Below are 23403 nucleotides of genomic sequence, written 5' to 3' on the forward strand. Positions count from 1 at the left end.
TTAATAAGTTATTAGTATACAATTTTATGAAAAAAGTGTTAAAAAATAATTAAAAGTATGTAAAATATATTTATCTTCTTAAACTTAAGAAGTTATTGGTAAAAATTGAGGAGGATTAATTTATGAAAAAATATTTATCATTATTAATTGCAATATCATTAGTGCCGGTATTTTATTTTATTTTATTTATTAATTTAATAATAAAAAATAGTTTCAATTTAAAAATAGTTTAGTTATCGGTGAACATTTTGCAAGTACATTGATAACTTTTTATTTAATTTAAATTTAAAGATAATTGTAATGCTTTGTTTTTTATAACTTATTGTTTATTTATCTTTTTAAAAAATACTAAAATATATTTATCTTCTTAAACTTTAAGAAGTTATTGGAGAAAACTTGGAGGGTGATTAATTATGAAATCATTATTAACAATTAAGTATTTTAGCAATTACAGGTAATTTAACTAATGTTATCTTAAATACAAGTTCACAAAAAATTCAACTTTTAGATAATAAAATTCAGCAAGATACAATTTACATTGACAAAGATGGAAAACAAGTGAAAACGAGTGAAGTAGATTTATCAAATATAAATAGCAAAGAGGTTATTCAAATTGGATTTTTTCAAAATCGAGAAGGAATAATTCAAGTTGTTAAAATGCCAGTAACAATAGAAAAAGTATCTGATCAATTACCATCAGAAATTAGATCTTTGAAAAATATGTTTATGGATGCAAGAGAATTTAATCAAGATATTTCAAAATGAAATACATCAAATGTGGTAGATATGAGTTATATGTTTAGTAATGCTTCATCATTTAATCAAAATCTATCAAGTTGAAATATTGCACACGTAACAAATATGAGTTCGATGTTTGCTGGAGCAAAAAAATTTAATCAAGATATTTCAAACTGAGATGTAGTTAATGTAAGAACCTGTTTAAAATCTTTTTAATAAAATTGAAATAAAGGCAAGAACAACCATTTGTAAGCTAGTATTTAATTTTTTTTCACAATTTTTTCATAATCTTCTGCATTTTTCTAATCATGCAAAACTTCGTTCTACAACTCATCTTTTTGGTAATACTACAAAAGAATGTAATTCATTACGTTTTATAACTTCAACATTTGCATTTATAATTGTTTTAATTTTAGAAGCAAATTTTTCACCAGTATAACCAGCATCTACTAGTATTTTTTGAACTGCAGAAAGATTCTCTTTTTCATTTTCAATCATTATTATAGCACTATTACGATCTGTTTTTTCTGCTGTGGTTATGTAAATTGCATGTGGTAAACCTTGAGAATCAACAGCAATATGACGCTTTATTCCTGAAATCTTTTTACCAGCATCATAACCTTTATTTTTAGTAGTATCTGTATTTTTAACACTTTGTGAATCAATTATACAAAAACTAGTTTGTTCTTTTCTACCATTATTGATACGAAATGCCTTGACTAATTTTTTTTAAAACTAATTGTAATACACTAGGTTCTTTATTATTATTTTTACTTCAAGCTTGAAAATAATAATATACAATTTGTCATTTTGGAAAATTTTTTGGTAACATTCTTCACTGGCAACCACTTTTTAATACATATAAAACTGCACAAAATACTTCATATAAATCTAAACTTCTTGGTTTAGTTCTCTTTTTAGTATTTTCTAAAAGATTTTAAACAGGTTCTAACAACTATGCATACAATGTTTTATGGTGCTTTATCATTTAATCAAAATTTATCTTGAAATATAATTAATGTGAGAGATATGAGTTCAATGTTTTATGGTGCTTCGTTATTTAATGGTAATATTACAAATTTACTCTATGATAATAATGTAACAAATATGAATAATATGTTTCGAAATTGTTTATCATTTAATCAAGATATTTCAAAATGAATTGTAAATGATGTTACAAGCATGCGTTGTATGTTTGCTGGAGCAGTAGCATTTAATCAAGATATTTCAAAGTGAGATACTTCAAAAGTGGTGGATATGGGTTATATGTTTTATAAAGCTTCGTTATTTAATCAAAACTTATCAAAATGAAATGTAAATGAAGTATTATGACATGGATGATTTGCTAAAAATTCAGGATTTGAAAACGATCCTAACAAATGACCCAAATTTAAAAATTAAAATTTTAAAATAATAAATATTTTTTTGTGTCATTTTATTTAATTAGTAAAGTCACTTGCTAATTAGCATCAGCAATATTTTTGCTTTAATTTGTCATTTTAATTAGATAAAATTTAATATTATTGTAAAATTAAAATAAACAATAGAGGAGTCATAATTATGGCAAGTAAATTTTATGCAGTAAAAAAAGGTAGAGTCATTGGAATATTTGAAAACTGGAATGAATGTGAAATACAAATTAGAGGTTTTGCTGGTGCTCAGTATAAAAAATTTGCAACTAAAAAAGAAGCTCAAGATTATTTAGATGATAAAATTCAAATAAAATCTGAAAATCACTATAAATATGAAGTAATAGCATATACTGATGGTAGTTTTAAAGAAGAAATTAATCAATTTTCTTATGGACTTGTTTTCTTAAATAATGACAAAAAAGATATATTTTATGAAAAATTTGATGATGAAAATTGATCAAAATTAAGAAATGTTGCTGGAGAAATAATGGGTGCACAAAAGGCAATGCAGTTAGCTTTGGAAAATAATATAAAATCAATTTTAATTTGTCATGATTATGTTGGAATTAGTAAATGATGTACTGGTGAATGAAAAACTACTAAAGTAGAAACAAAGGCATATAAAGCATTTTATGATAAAATAGCAAAAGATGTTAATATTTATTTTAAATGAGTTAAAGGTCATAGTGGTGATATATATAATGATGAAGCAGATGCTCTTGCTTGAAAAGCATTTAATTTAAAAAAAATATCTAAACCAATAATTTAAATATTAAAAAGGTGATAAATAACATGATTAATAAAAAAATAATATTAGCAAGTTGTTTAGGGAATATTATTGGAGGTAGTTTGTTTGCTCTTTCTGATTTATATCAAAAAAGAGAACAAAATATTTTTGAATTTGATATTACTTCAGCTGTAACAGTGTTTTCAGGGTGTTTTGATGGTGCTCTTTTTGGTTTTATTTCAGGTCTTTTTTGTTGTTTAAATGATGGAGAAGATAATGGTGATTATAGAGAATTTTTTCAAAGTCAAAAAATCATTGATAACACTCATTCTTTTCAATCTTCAAACGAATTTGCGCCTTTATTGCAAGAATATATTCTTGAAATTAATGATGAACAATTCATTCCTAATAATAATGCAGATCTTGTTTTTAATCCTCGTTTAGTTTATTAAATATAATAAAAATTATTCAAAAAATTTAATACCTTGATCATTAATAACTTTATTAATATCAATTTTATTATTAAGGATGTCTCTAATTTTTAAATCAATAGTATTAGCACAATATAAATTAATAATTTCTCTAGTTTTATTATCGTTTAATTGAGTTGGAAAAAAGCGACTTTCAGCTTGCTCATTTTCGGTTGGGTTTAATTCACGATCTAGAAAAATCATAACATCACCTTGATCTAATGTGATACCAACATTAGTAGATTTAATGTTACATAAAATAATTTTAACTTTTTTACTTTGAAAATCACTAATAGCTTTAAGTCTTTGTTCATGATTTACTTTACCAGTAATTAATTGATGATTTAATTTATGTTTATCTAAAATGTTACTTAAAATGTTAATTCCTTTATCACTAAAACTACTATAAATAATAATTGAATCATTTTCATTATCATGTAAGTAGTCTAGTAATCAATTAAATTTTGCTCCTAATTCTTTCATTCCCTCATTAATAGGTGTTGAACAAATAGTTCTTAATTTGGTAAATATTTGTAAAAAAGTTATTTTAGATTTTTTATTATAAAATAATTCTTGTTTCATAGTTTCAAGAGTATCACAATAAATTGCAGTTTGTGCTTTGGGCATAGTTAAAATTAAATCATTTTTAATAATTTTTGGCATTTCATTACGTACATCAATTTGTTTACGCATAATTGATATTTTTTTAACTAAATAATCAAATTCTGCTGCTAGTTGTGGTTTAACATTTGGTTTTGGTATATTAATAGTTACAAAATTAGTAATACGTTTTCTAATTATTCCAAAGTAACGAGCAACAAAATCTCAATAATCAATATTTTTATATAGTTTATTATCAATAATTTTTAATATACCAAAAATATCACTAGGATGATTGTTGGCGGGAGTACCAGTTAAACAATAAACTGATGATACTTTATTTGCAACTTCCAAAATTGTTGAACTTTGTGCAGTTTTGTAGTTTCTTAAAAAATGTGCTTCATCAATAACTAATGTAAAATCAAATTTAGTTAATAATTTATTTTTTATATCATTTTTAAAAGTGTTTTTAGAAACTACTAAAATACAATTATTACTATTTTTAAATTGATTATATTTTTCTGTTCGCACTTTAGTAATATCATCTTTAATAGTAATACAATTATAGGTAGTTCATTTTTTAATTTCGGGAACCCATGTTAATAAAATAGTTGACTTAGGAACAACAAATAATATTTTATTAGTTTTCATTTCTGATAATGCTGTTAAAATGGTGGGTGTTTTACCAGTTCGCATTTCATTAAATAAGCCAAATCTTTTATTTGCTTTTAAAATTGCAACATCAACACGTTGATAATTTCTTAGTTTAGGATTACCTGGATAATCATTTAAGTTTTTTTCTTGTTGGATTTTTTTTCATGATATTAGTGAGTGTTCATATATTTGTTTTAATTTATCATTATTATTTGTATATTTAAGCAGTATTTCAATAGCAAACGGAGTATTAAATATTTTAAATTCATTAGTATTATTGATATCAATAATACCTAGTGCATTTAAAATTTCTTTTTTATTTTTTTTCACTTTAATTGTAATATGTTTATTATTAAGACTTATGATTTCTAACATTATTAACCTACTTTAGTGTTTGTATATGATATTAAATATTATAATAAAATTAATATAAATTAAAAAATAATTTATTTTTGTTAGTAAATATTAGATTATTAATAATTTATTTTAAAAGAATTATAAGTTATTGAATTGTATATAAAAAATAGTATTAATGTATATATCATGTAAATTTATTATATTGGTGGTTGGCCCTTAATTACTGGACCATTTTTGATATAAAATTCTAAATTTTAATTTGTAAAATTGGTGGTTTTAGAAATTTAGAATGTATTCTTTCATAATTATAAAACATAACATATTGATTTACATCATTTATAGCTTCATTGATGGATAAATATTGATTTGATCCTTTAGGTAGTGATTCTTGAGATGGTGGTTGGCCCTTAATTACTGGACCATTTTTGATATAAAATTCTAAATTTTAATTTGTAAAATTGGTGGTTTTAGAAATTTAGAATGTATTCTTTCATAATTATAAAACATAACATATTGATTTACATCATTTATAGCTTCATTGATGGATAAATATTGATTTGATCCTTTAGGTAGTCATTCTTGAGATAAATGAGAAAATCAGTTTTCAGATAATACATTACCACCAATATCATAAGGTTGTTTTTTGCTTAAAATTATTTGTTTATCCTCTGCTCATTTTGTGATATCGTGACAATAAAATTCGTTGGCGTTATCTGAATGTAAAATAACATTTTTTACTTGATTTCAAGAAAATTGTTTGTTGATTTTTTCAAGAGCAGGAAGAATTAAATCCTGATATGATTTATTAGGAGCAATATTATAACTAACAACATTATTTGAATAAAAATGGTGGTTGGCCCTTAATTACTGGACCATTTTTGATATAAAATTCTAAATTTTAATTTGTAAAATTGGTGGTTTTAGAAATTTAGAATGTATTCTTTCATAATTATAAAACATAACATATTGATTTACATCATTTATAGCTTCATTGATGGATAAATATTGATTTGATCCTTTAGGTAGTCATTCTTGAGATAAATGAGAAAATCAGTTTTCAGATAATACATTACCACCAATATCATAAGGTTGTTTTTTGCTTAAAATTATTTGTTTATCCTCTGCTCATTTTGTGATATCTTGACAATAAAATTCGTTGGCGTTATCTGAATGTAAAATAACATTTTTTATTTGATTTCAAGAAAATTGTTTGTTGATTTTTTCAAGAGCAGGAAGAATTAAATCCTGATATGATTTATTAGGAGCAATATTATAACTAACAACATTATTTGAATAAAAATCAATAATTACAAAAAGATATAATCATCCTTCTTTAGTATTTATTTGTTTAGTGTCCATTGATCAAATTTGATTTGAAGAGGTTGTACTTTTATAATCTTTGTTTACTTTATCCATTGTAGGTATTCACTTATTTGGATTTTTTTTGTTTTTAGGATAGTTATTTTTAGTTTGTTTTAATCCTTGAATATTGTGTTCTTTCATAATTTTTCGCATTTGTTTTATTGATAATTCTATATTTAAAATGATATTTTTTTCTTGTTTTAATCACTCTTTAAAAGCTGAAAAAATTCTTAAATATCCATAAATTCTGCCTTTTCTTGTAGAATGAAATTCGATTAAAAGTTGGCATATTTTTTGATATTTATGATTGCATTTAATAATATGATTTTCTTCTTTTTTAATAGGTTTTTGTTTATTTTTTAAAAAGTAATATGTTGATCTGTTTAATTGAAGATATTGACATAGGTTTCTAATTGAATATTGATTTTGGTGGTTGGCCCTTAATTACTGGACCATTTTTGATATAAAATTCTAAATTTTAATTTGTAAAATTGGTGGTTTTAGAAATTTAGAATGTATTCTTTCATAATTATAAAACATAACATATTGATTTACATCATTTATAGCTTCATTGATGGATAAATATTGATTTGATCCTTTAGGTAGTCATTCTTGAGATAAATGAGAAAATCAGTTTTCAGATAATACATTACCACCAATATCATAAGGTTGTTTTTTGCTTAAAATTATTTGTTTATCCTCTGCTCATTTTGTGATATCTTGACAATAAAATTCGTTGGCGTTATCTGAATGTAAAATAACATTTTTTACTTGATTTCAAGAAAATTGTTTGTTGATTTTTTCAAGAGCAGGAAGAATTAAATCCTGATATGATTTATTAGGAGCAATATTATAACTAACAACATTATTTGAATAAAAATCAATAATTACAAAAAGATATAATCATCCTTCTTTAGTATTTATTTGTTTAGTGTCCATTGATCAAATTTGATTTGAAGAGGTTGTACTTTTATAATCTTTGTTTACTTTATCCATTGTAGGTATTCACTTATTTGGATTTTTTTTGTTTTTAGGATAGTTATTTTTAGTTTGTTTTAATCCTTGAATATTGTGTTCTTTCATAATTTTTCGCATTTGTTTTATTGATAATTCTATATTTAAAATGATATTTTTTTCTTGTTTTAATCACTCTTTAAAAGCTGAAAAAATTCTTAAATATCCATAAATTCTGCCTTTTCTTGTAGAATGAAATTCGATTAAAAGTTGGCATATTTTTTGATATTTATGATTGCATTTAATAATATGATTTTCTTCTTTTTTAATAGGTTTTTGTTTATTTTTTAAAAAGTAATATGTTGATCTGTTTAATTGAAGATATTGACATAGGTTTCTAATTGAATATTGATTTTTACAATCATCAATAATTTTAATTTTTTCTTTGATATTTAATTTGTTAATTACTAATGCTATTTGTTTAATTTTATCCATTAATAAAAATCCTTTCAGGTTAAAATTAGTGTTAATTATATAACACAATTGTTTTTAGAATACATTCAGGTTTTTTAAATTAATGGTCTAGTAAAAAGGGCTAAGTGGCAAGTGGCAAGTGGCAAGTGGCAACCACCAATTAAAATTTAGAATTTTATATCAAAAATGGTCCAGTAATTAAGGGCCAACCACCGTAAATACTTCTGTTCAAACACCAACTTCTTTAATTGTTTCAAATGACCCTAATGTTGTTAATTATGATATTACAAAAGAAATGGTTAAACATGTTAAATACCATAGTTTTGATGATTGAGCCACTATTCCTTGAAATTCTGCTTATTTTGATGTTGACCAACCAGATTTAAAATTAGTAAGTGGTGAATTTATTGGTAATCAGGGTACTTATATATGTTCTTATTATAGTGATACAGTTGGTGTTCCAAAACAACAGATAAATATGGGGTCTGGCGTTTATACTTTTAATAGAAAACAATTGGATGAATTTTTACGTATTATGTTTAATCATAATTATGTTGCAGAAAAGAATACTAATCGTTTGAATTTTGTTAATAATGATAGGAGAGTTATAAATTTTCAAACACAGTTAAATTTTGAAATTGATAAACCTTTAAGTTTTTATATTCAAGGTTTTATGTTTTATTTTGAATATAGACTTGGTGCAAAACTAAGGTAATTCAAAATTATATATTCCTGCTATTAAATTAAATCTTAATGCAAATCTTCGTATTTTATTGCGATATTTTAAAGTTAAAATTTTAAAACGTTTTAGTTTAGCAAATACGTGTTCAATTTTAATTCTAATTTTGCTTAAAGTTTTATTGTATTCTTTTTGAATTGGTATTAATTTATTGTATTTACTTTTTTTAAATGGCAAAAATGTATTTTTATGAATATTTTGTATTCCTTGATAACCTGAATCAACAAAAACTTGTTTTTCTGGATGAATAAAAGTTTTAGATTTTAAAAGTAATTTAAAATCATGAATGCTTCCAAAACAAAAAGCGGTTGAAATAATTTTTCCATTTAAAATATCAATAATTATTTGCGATTTAAGAGTATGATGTTTGTTTTTACCCGAAAAAAGTAATTTTAGTTTTTTTTAATTCTTTCAATTGGAGTTTCAGTAGCATCAATAGCTAGTAAATTATTATTGATTCCTTTATTTTTGATTAAATCTTTTTTGCCAGATAAATTAAAAATTCCACTTTTTATTAAAGTATTTTCAATTCAAAAAATATTACGAATGCAGCTAGTATGACTAATATATATCTTTTTGCAATAACTCTATAACTACTATACTCTTTTCAGTATTCTAATGTCATTAATAAACGATTTTCTATTGATAATTTATTAGGTTTACCACCAACTGCTTTTTTAATTGCTTCAGCTTTTTTTAAAATTTCAACCATTTTTTGAAATGTTTGTAGTTTTATTCCCACTAAACTATAAAATTCTTGTTCATCTTTGTATTTTTTTAACATAATAATTATCACCTTTGATATTAATAATAACCGTTAAATTATTAAAATTAAAGGTTTTGCACCAAGTCTTATGAATATTTTAAAACTTTTACTGCTAATTTTGTTTTTAGTTTTTTAGACAATGTTGGTGATACAAAGTATGTTTTTAAAGGTAAAGTTGATAATGATATTTATCAGCAAGATTTATATAATTTTGTTACTATGCCTATTCGTGTTCCAAATTTAAGACATTTAACAGTATTTTTTGATGTTCATGGTGATTCATTTCCATATATGTCACCACGGTTAAATTTTGGTCAAATTAATATTTTTTCAAGTGAGAAAGTAACACCAGTTCCACCAAATAGTCCTTTTAACCCTGAGTATGAGCGAGTTAGTTGATATGATGTTTTTGGTCATTTGCGTAATGCTTTTAGATGAGTACTTTATGGTGTTGTTGGTAAAGTTTTACCGGTAGAACCATTAAGAGAATTTTTTACTAAACTTGATGGATTATTGAGACGTATTTTTGATGATACTATTAGTTCTGTTTTAAATGTTGATTTTACTAGTGGTTTAGAACAAGTTTTAACTTTATGAGTATTTTTAAAAGCAGTAGGATTTTAGTTGGTTAGGAGTTGATAAATAATGCCTTGATATGGTTATTTACTTTTAGGAATTTTATTATTAATAATATTATATCCATTTTTAATAACTAGAAAAAATATAAAGATATTACAACGTGTAGGTAGTTATATTATTTCAGCACCACCACGTACTGGTAAATCTGCTCTTGCTTGTTGTTTAGCACAAAAACATAAAGGTAGGGTAGTGAGTCCTATTCCTATTAAAGTACATAATGAATATAGTTATCATTGTTCTTATGATGATTTTTTTAAATTTAATCAATTAAATAGTAATAAAGAGTGTGATATGGTTGTTTTAGATGAGTTAGGTTTGAAAATTAATAGTAATGATTTGTCGCCCGAATTTAAAGAAACACAAGAAAGTTTAGGAATGTTTTGTAAGTTAATAGGTCATAATTTTAATGGAATTATGTATATGATTGAACAACACCCCGATAGAATACCAAAACAAGCACGTGAAAAAGTAGAGTATATTGTTCAAGTTAAAAGAATGCGTATTTTGTTATTTTTAGTTAAGTTTAAACTAAATATTTATACTAATGTTGATGATTATAATAAAGTTGTATTATCTAAAAGACAAACAAAGCGAATAATTAAACGTGGTGGATTAGCACCTAGTTATAGTGGTGAAACTATGACTTTTAGTTTATGATTTCCTAAGTCTTATTTACAGAAATATAATAGTCGTGCTTTGAATTATATTCATTCGTTGAAAAGTGAATTAAGTAGTGTTAAAGACTATGAACAGTCACAAGCATTAGATTTTACTGTTGATGATATTAGAGCAGTAGGATTAGATAAGTTGGATAATATATTACAAACTGAAAAGAAAGAAACTGAAAATACTGTATGTCGTGCTTGTTATTATAGAAATAAATATTCTCAGAAAAATAAGAAAAATGTTAAAATGAAATCATAAAATTAATATAGTTTTTAACCCATTACTTTATTTTTAAGTAAATGGGTTTTTATTTTGAAAGAAAGGTTAAAAGATTATGTGAAATTGAAATAAACAAAATAATGATTCAAATAGAGAATAATGAGAAAAACAAAAAGAAAGAGAAAGACAAAAAGACCAAGAAAAAAGAAATGAATTAATGAAAAGACAAGAAGAAGAAAAAAGAAAACGAGAATATGAAAAACAAAAAGAAAGAGAAAGAGAAGCAGAAAAACAAGCAAAAGAAATAGAAAGAATTAAAAAGTACGCTGAAGAACAGCAAAGAAAAAGAGAAGCTGAAAAAGAAAGGATAATGAAAGAAGCAGAAAAACAAAAAAGAGCTGATGATTTAAAAGAAAGAGGTAGAAGAGCTGAAGCCGAAGAGCAAAGAAAAAGAGAAGCTGAATATCAAAGAAACAAAGATTTAAAGTCTGGAAAACGTTTTAATCCATTTATGTAAAAAAGAAAGAGGTAAAAAAGTTATGGATACAAAAAATAAATATTTAAAACAAGAAAATAAATTATTTAAACAAAGATTAGAATTAGTTAGAAAAAAATTAGCGCTTAGCAGTAATGAAAATTTAAGTGTTGATGATCAATTAAAATGAAATCAGTTATTTAATGGTAAATCATTTAAAGTTAATATCAATAAAATTAATTCTATGAATTTACAAAATGAACCTTCAACAAGCGAAAATAAACAAAATTCACCTAAAATGTAAATAAACTTATATTATTGGTCGGAGCCAACCAGAACCTTGGTTGGTTGGCCGCGGGGTTTAGCCCCGCTGGGGTGAGTTGCGAAGCAACGAGGGGCAAAGCCCCTATTACTTGGTTAATATATTAAACTAAAATGTGTTATTTTTTTATATTTCATCAAAAGATGAGGTAATGTTTAGTAATCTGTGTAACTTACAAAAATAACTATGTTTAATTAATTCTAGTAAATATAATTAAATGACTAGAAAGAGTGAGTTACAGATGGCTAAAAAGCAAAATATTAATAATAATGATCCAATATCAAAAGCAGTAGATTTATTATTAGAAAATACTGAAGATTTAACAACAGTTTTTAAAGAGAAAGGATTGTATAAAGAATTAACAAAACATTTAGTTGAAAAAATGTTGAATTCTGAGATGCAAAATTATTTAGGATATGATAAGAATCAACATAGTAATAGTGACAATGCTCGTAATGGTATAAGTTCAAAAAAATTAATAACTCAACAAGGTAAAATTGAGATTGATGTACCACGAGATCGCAATAGTAATTTTAATCCTGTAATAGTTGCAAAAAGACAAAGAAGATTTGATGGTTTTGATCAACAAGTTCTTTCTTTATATGCAAAAGGAATGACATTATCAGATATTAGAATGCAATTACAAGAGTTATATCATGGTGCTGATATTAGTGAAAGTGTTATTAGCCAAATTACTGATGATGTTATTGATGATGTAAAAGCATGGCAAAATCGACCATTAGAAAGTGTCTATCCGATTGTTTATTTTGATTGCATAGTAGTGAAAGTACGACAAGATAAAAGGATTATTAACAAATCAGTTTATATAGCTTTAGGAGTTGATTTAGAAGGTAAAAAAGATGTTTTAGGTTTATGAATTAGTGAAAATGAAGGTGCTAAATTTTGATTAGCAAATTTAACAGAAATGAAAAATCGTGGCTTAAATGATATTCTTATTGCCTGCAGTGATAATTTAACAGGCATGTCAGAAGCAATACAATCAGTTTATCTTAAAACAGAACATCAATTATGCATAGTTCATCAAATTAGAAATAGTTTGAAATATGTCTCATATAAGCATAGAAAATCTCTAGTTGCAGATTTAAAACCAATTTATACTGCATGTAGTGAAGAACAAGCAATGCAGGCTTTAGAATCCTTTGAAAGTAAATGAAATAAACAATATCCTCAAATTGCTAAATCTTGATATAAAAATTGAGATAATTTAATGGTTTTTATTAGTTATCCAGTAGAAATCAAAAGAGTGATTTATACTACAAATGCTATTGAATCTGTAAATAGTCAATTACGAAAAGTTATCAGAAATAAAAAAGTTTTTCCTAATGATATGGCAGTTTTTAAAATATTTTATTTAGCAATTGAAAATATAACAAAAAAATGAACAATGCCCATTCAAAATTGAAATACAGCAATTGCTCATTTTATGATAAAATTTGAAGATAGAATTAATCTAAACTAGTACTTTGTAAAACAAAGATACACAGATTACATAAAAGCCTCTTTCGTAATTGACTATTTACAGATTCAATAGCATTTGTAGTATAAATCACTCTTTTGATTTCTACTGGATAACTAATAAAAACCATTAAATTATCTCAATTTTTATATCAAGATTTAGCAATTTGAGGATATTGTTTATTTCATTTACTTTCAAAGGATTCTAAAGCCTGCATTGCTTGTTCTTCACTACATGCAGTATAAATTGGTTTTAAATCTGCAACTAGAGATTTTCTATGCTTATATGAGACATATTTCAAACTATTTCTAATTTGATGAACTATGCATAATTGATGTTCTGTTTTAAGATAAACTGATTGTATTGCTTCTGACATGCCTGTTAAATTATCACTGCAGGCAATAAGAATATCATTTAAGCCACGATTTTTCATTTCTGTTAAATTTGCTAATCAAAATTTAGCACCTTCATTTTCACTAATTCATAAACCTAAAACATCTTTTTTACCTTCTAAATCAACTCCTAAAGCTATATAAACTGATTTGTTAATAATCCTTTTATCTTGTCGTACTTTCACTACTATGCAATCAAAATAAACAATCGGATAGACACTTTCTAATGGTCGATTTTGCCATGCTTTTACATCATCAATAACATCATCAGTAATTTGGCTAATAACACTTTCACTAATATCAGCACCATGATATAACTCTTGTAATTGCATTCTAATATCTGATAATGTCATTCCTTTTGCATATAAAGAAAGAACTTGTTGATCAAAACCATCAAATCTTCTTTGTCTTTTTGCAACTATTACAGGATTAAAATTACTATTGCGATCTCGTGGTACATCAATCTCAATTTTACCTTGTTGAGTTATTAATTTTTTTGAACTTATACCATTACGAGCATTGTCACTATTACTATGTTGATTCTTATCATATCCTAAATAATTTTGCATCTCAGAATTCAACATTTTTTCAACTAAATGTTTTGTTAATTCTTTATACAATCCTTTCTCTTTAAAAACTGTTGTTAAATCTTCAGTATTTTCTAATAATAAATCTACTGCTTTTGATATTGGATCATTATTATTAATATTTTGCTTTTTAGCCATCTGTAACTCACTCTTTCTAGTCATTTAATTATATTTACTAGAATTAATTAAACATAGTTATTTTTGTAAGTTACACAGATTACTAAACATTACCTTACGAAAAGTCATCAGAAATAAAAAAGTTTTTCCAAATGATATGGCAGTGCCACTTAGCCCTTTTTACTAGACCATTAATTTAAAAAACCTGAATGTATTCTAAAAACAATTGTGTTATATAATTAACACTAATTTTAACCTGAAAGGATTTTTATTAATGGATAAAATTAAACAAATAGCATTAGTAATTAACAAATTAAATATCAAAGAAAAAATTAAAATTATTGATGATTGTAAAAATCAATATTCAATTAGAAACCTATGTCAATATCTTCAATTAAACAGATCAACATATTACTTTTTAAAAAATAAACAAAAACCTATTAAAAAAGAAGAAAATCATATTATTAAATGCAATCATAAATATCAAAAAATATGCCAACTTTTAATCGAATTTCATTCTACAAGAAAAGGCAGAATTTATGGATATTTAAGAATTTTTTCAGCTTTTAAAGAGTGATTAAAACAAGAAAAAAATATCATTTTAAATATAGAATTATCAATAAAACAAATGCGAAAAATTATGAAAGAACACAATATTCAAGGATTAAAACAAACTAAAAATAACTATCCTAAAAACAAAAAAAATCCAAATAAGTGAATACCTACAATGGATAAAGTAAACAAAGATTATAAAAGTACAACCTCTTCAAATCAAATTTGATCAATGGACACTAAACAAATAAATACTAAAGAAGGATGATTATATCTTTTTGTAATTATTGATTTTTATTCAAATAATGTTGTTAGTTATAATATTGCTCCTAATAAATCATATCAGGATTTAATTCTTCCTGCTCTTGAAAAAATCAACAAACAATTTTCTTGAAATCAAGTAAAAAATGTTATTTTACATTCAGATAACGCCAACGAATTTTATTGTCACGATATCACAAAATGAGCAGAGGATAAACAAATAATTTTAAGCAAAAAACAACCTTATGATATTGGTGGTAATGTATTATCTGAAAACTGATTTTCTCATTTATCTCAAGAATGACTACCTAAAGGATCAAATCAATATTTATCCATCAATGAAGCTATAAATGATGTAAATCAATATGTTATGTTTTATAATTATGAAAGAATACATTCTAAATTTCTAAAACCACCAATTTTACAAATTAAAATTTAGAATTTTATATCAAAAATGGTCCAGTAATTAAGGGCCAACCACCAGTTTTCAAAATATTTTACTTAGCAATTGAAAATATAACAAAAAAATGAACAATGCCCATTCAAAATTGAAATACAGCAATTGCTCATTTTATGATAAAATTTGAAGATAGAATTAATCTAAACTAGTACTTTGTAAAACAAAGATACACAGATTACATAAAAGCCTCAAAGATGAATTAATGACTTTACTTTTACATAACTTGGATAGATGGTTGATTTGAATCTGGATGATCTATCGATTCGCTTTCATTTATTAAGTTTGCATTAAATGGTTGAAAATTAAATTGTTTTATTAATTTTTTAAAACTATAATTTTGTGCTTGTTGATTAGCAAATCTTTCTATTCCTTTTATACTATTGGTTGCTATTTCTTTTGCAATTGAAATTTTTGTTCAAAATCAATCAAAATAAGAAAAAGAAAAAGAAGTAAGAGTATTTTCAAGAATTACTGTCAATAGTGTTAGTGGAAGTGCTTTTTTAATATTTTCTAAATTTATTTCTTTTTCTTCGCCATAAAAACCAGTTAATATATTTTTAAAAATTGATACAAAAAGAAGCATACTAACAGTACTACCATATTTAATAATTTTTGAAAAGTTTTGATTTTTTAAATTTTGTCATAATTTTTCAATGCAAGGTTGAGCAATTTTATCAAAAATTAATTCTTCAATTAAAATACTAATAAAAAAAATACTTATTCTTTCTATAAAAGAGATGAAGTTGAAATTTTCTTCGCTAACATATAAATATAAAAATTGATCTCAAATACTAATACCACCAATTACTAAAGAAAAAGATAAGTATTTTCATTTATTTTTTAAAGAAATAAGTTTGTAATTTAAATACGATAAATTCATTACTGTAATACCACTAATACCAATCATTAATACATCTCAAAAATTATGATAAAGATTTTCAGGTAACTTTTCTTTATGAAAATAATTTTTAGCTTCAAATAATAATACTGATCCGAAAGCAAAATTTAAAAAAAATGTATTAGGTAAAAACATATATTTTGAACTGAAAAATTTTTTTAAAAAATTAGTTTTTTCTTTATTTATTGGTAAAAAAGTAGTTAAATCCAAGTCATTTAAATTATTACTGTATTCTCTTTCTTCTTCATTATTGTATATTTTATATTTTGTTTCAATTTTTTTATTTTCATTTAAATTTGATAATTCTAAAATAACTCTGCCATCATTTAATATAATTTCTTTCATTAAATATAATTGATTATCAATATTTGCTATTTTTTCATTTAAAATATCACCTGTTATAAATTTCGTATTATATTCTCAATTACCATTAATATCTAATCTTTTCTGTGTTTTTCCACCATAACGATCATCAGTATCCCTTCAATCATTGCTAAAATTAACAATAGTATTTACTGAATCACCATCAAATAATAAACTGTTTAAATTATTATTTTCTCTTCCATTTGTTATTTGATCATCATCTAAAGTTATAATACTTTCAGTACTAGATGAATCATTATGATTTATTGACATATTTGAATTATTAATTCCATTATAATTAATATGTGCACTTGTTTCTAATAAAGGTAATTTTTCTGTATTAATCATCTTTTCATCCCCTTCAAAATAAAAAACCATTTACTTTGAAATGAAAGTAAATGGATTAAAAAACTTATATTAATTTTTATATTTATTATAAAGAAATAAAACGTATTTCACAATATATTTTTATCTGGTATTTTAAATAAAGTTTATTTAATTCATTATATTTTATTAAAATAAAATTGAATATAAACTAAAAAGCAAAAAAATATGGAAGAAACTAATAAAGCCTTTGCTCACTATAAATGATAATAAAGGGGATAGAAAATGGCAGAAAAATCAGAAAAAAAGTTTTAGAACCTGTTTAAAATCTTTTCAATAAAATTGAAAAGATTTTAAACAGGTTCTAAAATTGATTTTATATTTTCAAATTGCTCTTTGCTAACATTACTAGGATAATTTTTACACATATATACCTCTTATTTTAAAATATATAATCATTTTATCCTATTCTCTAAAAGATTTTAAACAGGTTCTTAGACAAAGTAGTTTAAATATTAAAAATAATTTAATTATTAGATTCTTTAATATCATTAAACAATTATCACTGTGAATTCAATTATCATCATAGGCAGTTTGAATTGCTGGTGGTTGGCCCTTAATTACTAGACCATTAATTTAAAAAACCTGAATGTATTCTAAAAACAATTGTGTTATATAATTAACACTAATTTTAACCTGAAAGGATTTTTATTAATGGATAAAATTAAACAAATAGCATTAGTAATTAACAAATTAAATATCAAAGAAAAAATTAAAATTATTGATGATTGTAAAAATCAATATTCAATTAGAAACCTATGTCAATATCTTCAATTAAACAGATCAACATATTACTTTTTAAAAAATAAACAAAAACCTATTAAAAAAGAAGAAAATCATATTATTAAATGCAATCATAAATATCAAAAAATATGCCAACTTTTAATCGAATTTCATTCTACAAGAAAAGGCAGAATTTATGGATATTTAAGAATTTTTTCAGCTTTTAAAGAGTGATTAAAACAAGAAAAAAATATCATTTTAAATATAGAATTATCAATAAAACAAATGCGAAAAATTATGAAAGAACACAATATTCAAGGATTAAAACAAACTAAAAATAACTATCCTAAAAACAAAAAAAATCCAAATAAGTGAATACCTACAATGGATAAAATAAACAAAGATTATAAAAGTACAACCTCTTCAAATCAAATTTGATCAATGGACACTAAACAAATAAATACTAAAGAAGGATGATTATATCTTTTTGTAATTATTGATTTTTATTCAAATAATGTTGTTAGTTATAATATTGCTCCTAATAAATCATATCAGGATTTAATTCTTCCTGCTCTTGAAAAAATCAACAAACAATTTTCTTGAAATCAAATAAAAAATGTTATTTTACATTCAGATAACGCCAACGAATTTTATTGTCACGATATCACAAAATGAGCAGAGGATAAACAAATAATTTTAAGCAAAAAACAACCTTATGATATTGGTGGTAATGTATTATCTGAAAACTGATTTTCTCATTTATCTCAAGAATGACTACCTAAAGGATCAAATCAATATTTATCCATCAATGAAGCTATAAATGATGTAAATCAATATGTTATGTTTTATAATTATGAAAGAATACATTCTAAATTTCTAAAACCACCAATTTTACAAATTAAAATTTAGAATTTTATATCAAAAATGGTCCAGTAATTAAGGGCCAACCACCTATTAATAAAATTAATAATTCTCAACTACCACCATTATTAAAAACACTACAAAAAATAGAATCAAATATTATTTCAATACCAATTAACTAAAAATATTGTCAAATAACTTTTTTATAAAATAAAAAAGGAATGATTGTTATGATTATTCCTTTTTATAACTTTATTTACTTGTACTATAATTTTTCATATATTGAACTAATGTTTTAATTAATATACCCATACCACGATCATTTTTATAAGCAGTTCCTGCAATATCTAAATGTAAAAATGGTTTATCTTCACTAAATTCTTTTAAAAATGCAGCAGCATTTGATGAACCACCATATGGATCTTTAGAAAGATTACTTAAATCAGCTATTTTAGATGAACGCATATTTAAAATATTTTGTTGATGAATTGGCATTCTTCAAATTTCCTCATTAGTTTGTTGTGATGATAAATCAAAATCATTAAATAATTTATCATCAGTAGCAAAAGCACCAGTCATATAGCTACCTAATGCCACTAGCATTGCGCCAGTTAAAGTTGATAATTCAATAATACGATTTGCTTTTCCTTTACGTAAAGCATATGTCATACCATCTGCTAATACCAATCTTCCTTCTGCATCGGTATTATTAATTTCTACAGTTTTACCATTCATTGAAGTAAAAACTGTTTCTACTAAAGTAGCATGACCACCAATCTTATTTTCTGTTAAACAAGCAACAGCGACAAAGTTTATTTTTAATTGTAATTTAGCAGCAGCAATGGCAGCATTACATACACTAGCTGCACCCGACATATCAAATTTCATACCTTTCATTGCTGAAGAAGGTTTTAGTGAATAACCACCACTATCAAAAGTAATTCCTTTACCAACTAATCCCAAAATATCATCGGCATGCTGTGGATCACCTTTATATTCCAAAACAACAACACGAGCATCAAAATTACTTCCAGCATTAACTGCTAATAATAAATTCATATTTAGCTCTGTTATTTCTTTTTGCCCTAAAACCTTTACTGATAAATTTTTAATACCTTTTGCTGCATCTTGAATTTTTTTTGCAAAAACTTCGGGATATAATAAATTAGGTGGCATATCTTGCAAATTACGTGCTAAATTAATACTTTCTCCTTGAATTTCGATCTGTTGTTGTGAAGTATAGCTAGGGAATTTTGCTGTTGAAACAACATTATATTTAACTTTTTTTTCTTCATTCTTTTTACTTTTTAAAGTATATTCTTTAAAAGTACTGAATCATAATGCTTCATATATAGTTTGTAAAAGTATACTTTCATTTAAATTACTCGTAACAAAAGATTTAACATCAATATCCAAATCTTGACTATTATTACTACTAAAATTTACAAAAAAATTATAAACATCATTACGAGTTAAACCTTTACTATCACCTAAATATAGGTAATAAGTTTTATCTTCAGAAATTAATGTTAATTTATTTTTTTCTTTAGCAATCAATTCATGAGGAACTTTATCAGCAAATACCGCTGTTAATTTTAATTTTAATTCAAGTTTACTACTAACATTAAGTAGAATATTTTTATCCATATTTTCACTCCTAAATGGTAATATTAAAATAATTACAATATATCTGAATTAATATTTTCGAAAATTACAACAAAAATAGATAAGTTAAACAATATTATTGTATTATTATTGTATTGTAATATTACCATAGAATGGAGCAAAAACTATGAAGCGTTCTGAATTAAATGAAAAAGATAAAAAAAAGTACTGCTGAGATTTTAAGCATTTATTTATTAATAATGAATCTTGAAAAAAAGCTTTACCTGAGTTTGATAAATTTGCCAATCAACTTTTAACTTTTAAAGGAAAATTAAATAATATTGATAACTTTAAAAAATATTTAGCAATTAGCAAAGAAATATCAATGTTAGGATCTAAAGTTGTACAATATTTACATTATGGAGATTTAGATCAAACTAACTTAGAATTGCAACAATTATCTAGTTTATTTGCGACTCAACAAAGTAAGTTATCGGAAAAATTAGCATGGATTGAACCAGAAATTAAAACTATTGGTTTACAAACTATTAAAAACTGGATTAATAATGATCCCTCATTAATGATATATAAACATGATATGGAAGTTTTCTTTAAATTTGAAAAATTTATTTTAAGTGAACACGATGAAACTTTACTTAGTAAAGTTAGTAAATCAAGAAGTGCTGCTGGTGGTTTATATGATAGTTTGGTTTATGCTGATAAACAAAAAACAATGTTTAATTATCAAAATAAAGAACAAGAATTAACACAAACTTTATATTTAGACATTTTAGAAAATAGTAATCCAGTAAAAGATCAACAATTAAGAATTGATATTTCAAAAAAATTTTATGAAGATATTAAAAATAAAAAACATTCATTAGCACAAGTTTATGAAAGTATTTTAGAAGTAGCTGTTGAAGAAATAAAAATTCGTAACAACGATAAAGAAAAAGATAATAAAAAACATTTAACTACTTTAGAATATAGTTTATTAAGTGATGATGTACCATTAATACTATATGAAAATTTAATAAAAACGGGACAGAAACACGCTATTTTAGTAGAAGAATTTTATAATTTAAAACGTAAATTTTTTAAATTTAAAAAATTTTATAGTACCGATACTAGTTTAAAAATGACAACAATACCAACCAAAAAATTCAGTGTTGAAGAAGGTATTAATTCAATCAAAGAAATTTTAAGTATCTTAGGTGATGAATATTTAGAACAATTAAACTTAGCATTATTACCAGGTAGAATTGACTATTATGAAGACACAAATAAACGAACTGGTGCTTATTCAACAGGTGGTAATGGCGTAGAACCCATTATTTTAATGAATTGAGATGATACTATTAATTCACTTAATACACTATCTCATGAATTAGGTCATTCTGTTCACACCCTATTTTCAGAAAAATATCAAAAATATCCAAATGCTGACTATCCAATTATTTTAGCTGAAGTTGCTTCAACAGTTAATGAACATCTAGCATTTGATTATTTATATAATAAAGCGTCAAATAATCAAGAACGCATTTACTTACTACAAACTCATATTGAAACTGTAATTGGTACTTTTTTTCGTCAAATTCAATTTGCTGAATTTGAATGAGAAGCACATAAATTAGTAGAAAAAGAAGTGCCATTAAACGCCGATATTTTGGCTGATTTATTTGAAAATACAGCTAATAAATATGGACAAAAAGCATTAGATAAATACGAAGAAAAAACAAAAGGATACTCATGACCACGAATTCTTCATTTTTTCCACTCACCTTATTATGTTTATAAATATGCTACTTCAATTACCGTTTCTTATAAACTTTATGAAGATGTTAAAAATGGTAAAAAAGAAAATTTACTTAACTTTTTAAAAGCTGGTGGCAGCAAATATCCATTAGATATTTTAAAAGATGCGGGTGTTGATTTAACACAAATTGATGTTTATAACCCATTAATTACTAATTTAAAGAAAATGATTAACCAATTATCAGACTTAATTAATAATAAAGATAATTAAATTGCAAAAAAATAATATATAATACTAATGGTGTTTTAGTCCTTTAGCATTTTATTTAAAACGTTATAAAATAATATGTACATATTTTGACTATTACAATTAGTAAAAACTAAGGAGAATAAATAAAAATGAATGTGAAATTTGATTTTGAAGATATAAATCTAATTGCAAATAAAGGAATAGTTAAATCGCGAAAAGAATGTGATACCAGTGTTAAACTAAATGGTTTTACTTTTAAAATTCCAATTATTCCGGCAAATATGAGTGCTGTCATTAACCAAGAATTATGTATTTGATTGGCTAAAAATAATTACTTTTATGTAATGCACCGTTTTAATATCGATCAAATTAAATTTATTAAAAATATGCATGAACAAAAATTATATGCTTCAATTAGCATTGGTGTTAAAAAAGAGGATAAAGAGTTACTTGAACAATTAATCAAACTGAATCTAATTCCTGAATTTATTACTATTGATATTGCTCATGGTCATAGTAATGCTATGGAAGAAATGATTAAATTTATAAAAACTACTTTTACTAAAACAAATAGTAAACCTTTTGTTATTGCTGGTAACGTTATGACAAAAACCGCTGTTAAAGATTTAGAAAAATGAGGCGCTGATGCAATTAAATTTGGTGTTGGTCCAGGAAAAGCTTGTATTACTAAACTAAAAACTGGATTTGGTACAGGTGGTTGACAATTAAATGCTTTACAAGATGTTGCCAATAGCACCACTAAACCATTAATTGCAGATGGTGGTATTAGATGTAATGGTGATATTGCTAAAGCAATAGCTTTTGGTGCCACTATGATTATGGCAGGAAGTATTTTAGCGGGTTATGATGAATCACCTGGCAAAATTGTTACAATAAATGGTCAATCTTACAAAGAATATTTTGGATCAGCAAGTATTTTTAACAAAGCGGAAGCGAAAAATATTGAAGGTAAAAAAATACTTGTTCCATATAAAGGTTCAATTGCTGATACTTATAAAGAAATGGAAGAAGATTTACAATCTGCTATTTCTTATGGTGGCGGTAAAGATTTATCTGCATTAACAAAATGTGATTATGTTATTGTTAAAGGTACTATTAATAATGGTGATGATCGTTAATAACT

Annotated in this window: 20 protein-coding genes and 3 pseudogenes; 15 read left to right on the top strand and 8 right to left on the bottom strand. The window is 24.2% G+C overall.

The features are described 5' to 3' along the window. Positions 1–558: 558 nt before the first annotated feature. Positions 559–954: a BspA family leucine-rich repeat surface protein gene (locus tag AAHM96_RS07620; RefSeq protein ID WP_342273132.1), complete on the top strand. Its 396-nt coding sequence runs from the start codon at positions 559–561 to the stop codon at positions 952–954. Here AAHM96_RS07620 and AAHM96_RS07625 read toward each other — a convergent pair. After that, positions 940–1669 (bottom strand): IS5 family transposase gene (locus AAHM96_RS07625; RefSeq protein WP_425288790.1). Its coding sequence is split into 2 segments (ribosomal slippage): positions 940–1458 and positions 1460–1669, totalling 729 coding nucleotides; the frame shifts between segments, so codons are not numbered across the junction. The two genes, AAHM96_RS07620 and AAHM96_RS07625, sit on opposite strands and share 15 nt — an antisense overlap. A gap of 35 nt (positions 1670–1704) precedes the next feature. Between AAHM96_RS07625 and AAHM96_RS07630 the strand changes: the two genes are divergently transcribed. The 3 genes from AAHM96_RS07630 (at position 1705) to AAHM96_RS07640 (ending at position 3329) form a co-directional block, all read left to right on the top strand. After that, positions 1705–2139 (top strand): BspA family leucine-rich repeat surface protein, encoded by a 435-nt coding sequence (locus tag AAHM96_RS07630; protein ID WP_342273133.1) that lies wholly within the window; start codon positions 1705–1707, stop codon positions 2137–2139. 159 nt (positions 2140–2298) lie between these two features. Continuing rightward, positions 2299–2919, top strand: a complete 621-nt coding sequence (locus AAHM96_RS07635; protein ID WP_342273134.1) for a ribonuclease H family protein — start codon at positions 2299–2301, stop codon at positions 2917–2919. Between the two features lie 23 nt (positions 2920–2942). Continuing rightward, positions 2943–3329, top strand: a complete 387-nt coding sequence (locus tag AAHM96_RS07640) for a hypothetical protein (RefSeq protein WP_342273135.1) — start codon at positions 2943–2945, stop codon at positions 3327–3329. 12 nt (positions 3330–3341) lie between these two features. Here the strand turns inward: AAHM96_RS07640 and AAHM96_RS07645 are convergent, their stop codons facing one another. The 3 genes from AAHM96_RS07645 to AAHM96_RS07655 form a co-directional block, all read right to left on the bottom strand. After that, complete coding sequence (locus AAHM96_RS07645; protein WP_342273136.1) at positions 3342–4931, bottom strand: DEAD/DEAH box helicase; 1590 nt, start codon at positions 4929–4931, stop codon at positions 3342–3344. Between the two features lie 918 nt (positions 4932–5849). Beyond that, the gene (locus tag AAHM96_RS07650) at positions 5850–6473 is read right to left on the bottom strand and encodes a DDE-type integrase/transposase/recombinase (RefSeq protein ID WP_342272751.1); all 624 of its coding nucleotides are present in this window, start codon (positions 6471–6473) and stop codon (positions 5850–5852) included. Positions 6474–6791: 318 nt separating this feature from the next. Further along, positions 6792–7769 carry an IS3 family transposase gene (locus AAHM96_RS07655; protein ID WP_342265776.1) on the bottom strand — a complete coding sequence of 326 codons (978 nt, stop codon included), beginning with the start codon at positions 7767–7769 and terminating at the stop codon, positions 6792–6794. A gap of 274 nt (positions 7770–8043) precedes the next feature. On the opposite strand from AAHM96_RS07655, the gene AAHM96_RS07660 reads away from it, so the two are divergent. Beyond that, complete coding sequence (locus AAHM96_RS07660; protein WP_342273137.1) at positions 8044–8463, top strand: hypothetical protein; 420 nt, start codon at positions 8044–8046, stop codon at positions 8461–8463. Here AAHM96_RS07660 and AAHM96_RS07665 read toward each other — a convergent pair. After that, positions 8455–9271 (bottom strand): annotated as a pseudogene (locus AAHM96_RS07665) (IS5 family transposase). The gene AAHM96_RS07660 and the pseudogene AAHM96_RS07665 sit on opposite strands and share 9 nt — an antisense overlap. 201 nt (positions 9272–9472) lie before the next feature. Here AAHM96_RS07665 and AAHM96_RS07670 point away from each other — a divergent pair. From AAHM96_RS07670 to AAHM96_RS07690, 5 genes are all read left to right on the top strand, one after another. Beyond that, positions 9473–9877 (top strand): hypothetical protein, encoded by a 405-nt coding sequence (locus tag AAHM96_RS07670; RefSeq protein WP_342273138.1) that lies wholly within the window; start codon positions 9473–9475, stop codon positions 9875–9877. Positions 9878–9898: 21 nt separating this feature from the next. After that, positions 9899–10816: a hypothetical protein gene (locus AAHM96_RS07675; protein WP_342273139.1), complete on the top strand. Its 918-nt coding sequence runs from the start codon at positions 9899–9901 to the stop codon at positions 10814–10816. Positions 10817–10994: 178 nt separating this feature from the next. Beyond that, positions 10995–11294 (top strand): hypothetical protein, encoded by a 300-nt coding sequence (locus AAHM96_RS07680; RefSeq protein WP_342273140.1) that lies wholly within the window; start codon positions 10995–10997, stop codon positions 11292–11294. A gap of 22 nt (positions 11295–11316) precedes the next feature. Continuing rightward, the gene (locus tag AAHM96_RS07685) at positions 11317–11556 is read left to right on the top strand and encodes a hypothetical protein (RefSeq protein WP_174479939.1); all 240 of its coding nucleotides are present in this window, start codon (positions 11317–11319) and stop codon (positions 11554–11556) included. A gap of 259 nt (positions 11557–11815) precedes the next feature. Next, positions 11816–13054 (top strand): IS256 family transposase, encoded by a 1239-nt coding sequence (locus AAHM96_RS07690; RefSeq protein WP_342273746.1) that lies wholly within the window; start codon positions 11816–11818, stop codon positions 13052–13054. Positions 13055–13094: 40 nt separating this feature from the next. Here AAHM96_RS07690 and AAHM96_RS07695 read toward each other — a convergent pair. Then, positions 13095–14168 (bottom strand): annotated as a pseudogene (locus tag AAHM96_RS07695) (IS256 family transposase); the annotation flags it as partial. Positions 14169–14421: 253 nt separating this feature from the next. On the opposite strand from AAHM96_RS07695, the gene AAHM96_RS07700 reads away from it, so the two are divergent. Together AAHM96_RS07700 and AAHM96_RS08625 are read left to right on the top strand one after the other, a co-directional pair. Further along, positions 14422–15399, top strand: coding sequence for an IS3 family transposase (locus AAHM96_RS07700; RefSeq protein ID WP_342272824.1), 978 nt, complete (start codon positions 14422–14424; stop codon positions 15397–15399). A 41-nt stretch (positions 15400–15440) separates the two neighbouring features. Next, a pseudogene (locus AAHM96_RS08625) lies at positions 15441–15569 on the top strand (IS256 family transposase); the annotation flags it as partial. A gap of 65 nt (positions 15570–15634) precedes the next feature. Here the strand turns inward: AAHM96_RS08625 and AAHM96_RS07705 are convergent. Further along, the gene (locus AAHM96_RS07705; protein WP_342273142.1) at positions 15635–17029 is read right to left on the bottom strand and encodes a hypothetical protein; all 1395 of its coding nucleotides are present in this window, start codon (positions 17027–17029) and stop codon (positions 15635–15637) included. 690 nt (positions 17030–17719) lie between these two features. On the opposite strand from AAHM96_RS07705, the gene AAHM96_RS07710 reads away from it, so the two are divergent. Then, positions 17720–18697 (top strand): IS3 family transposase, encoded by a 978-nt coding sequence (locus AAHM96_RS07710; RefSeq protein ID WP_342273143.1) that lies wholly within the window; start codon positions 17720–17722, stop codon positions 18695–18697. Positions 18698–18901: 204 nt separating this feature from the next. On the opposite strand, the gene AAHM96_RS07715 is transcribed toward AAHM96_RS07710, so the two are convergent. Beyond that, positions 18902–20296 (bottom strand): peptidase M17, encoded by a 1395-nt coding sequence (locus AAHM96_RS07715; RefSeq protein WP_342273144.1) that lies wholly within the window; start codon positions 20294–20296, stop codon positions 18902–18904. A gap of 145 nt (positions 20297–20441) precedes the next feature. On the opposite strand from AAHM96_RS07715, the gene pepF reads away from it, so the two are divergent. Together pepF and AAHM96_RS07725 are read left to right on the top strand one after the other, a co-directional pair. Beyond that, on the top strand, positions 20442–22280 hold the full coding sequence (gene pepF, locus AAHM96_RS07720; protein WP_342273145.1) for an oligoendopeptidase F: 1839 nt from the start codon (positions 20442–20444) through the stop codon (positions 22278–22280). A 128-nt stretch (positions 22281–22408) separates the two neighbouring features. Then, a complete protein-coding gene (locus tag AAHM96_RS07725; protein ID WP_342273146.1) occupies positions 22409–23398 on the top strand; it encodes a GMP reductase in 990 nt (329 codons plus the stop codon). Positions 23399–23403 lie beyond the last annotated feature (5 nt).

The sequence above is a fragment of the Spiroplasma endosymbiont of Acasis viretata genome (assembly GCF_964031275.1).
Lineage (GTDB): Bacteria > Bacillota_I > Bacilli_A > Mycoplasmatales > VBWQ01 > Spiroplasma_E > Spiroplasma_E ixodetis_A.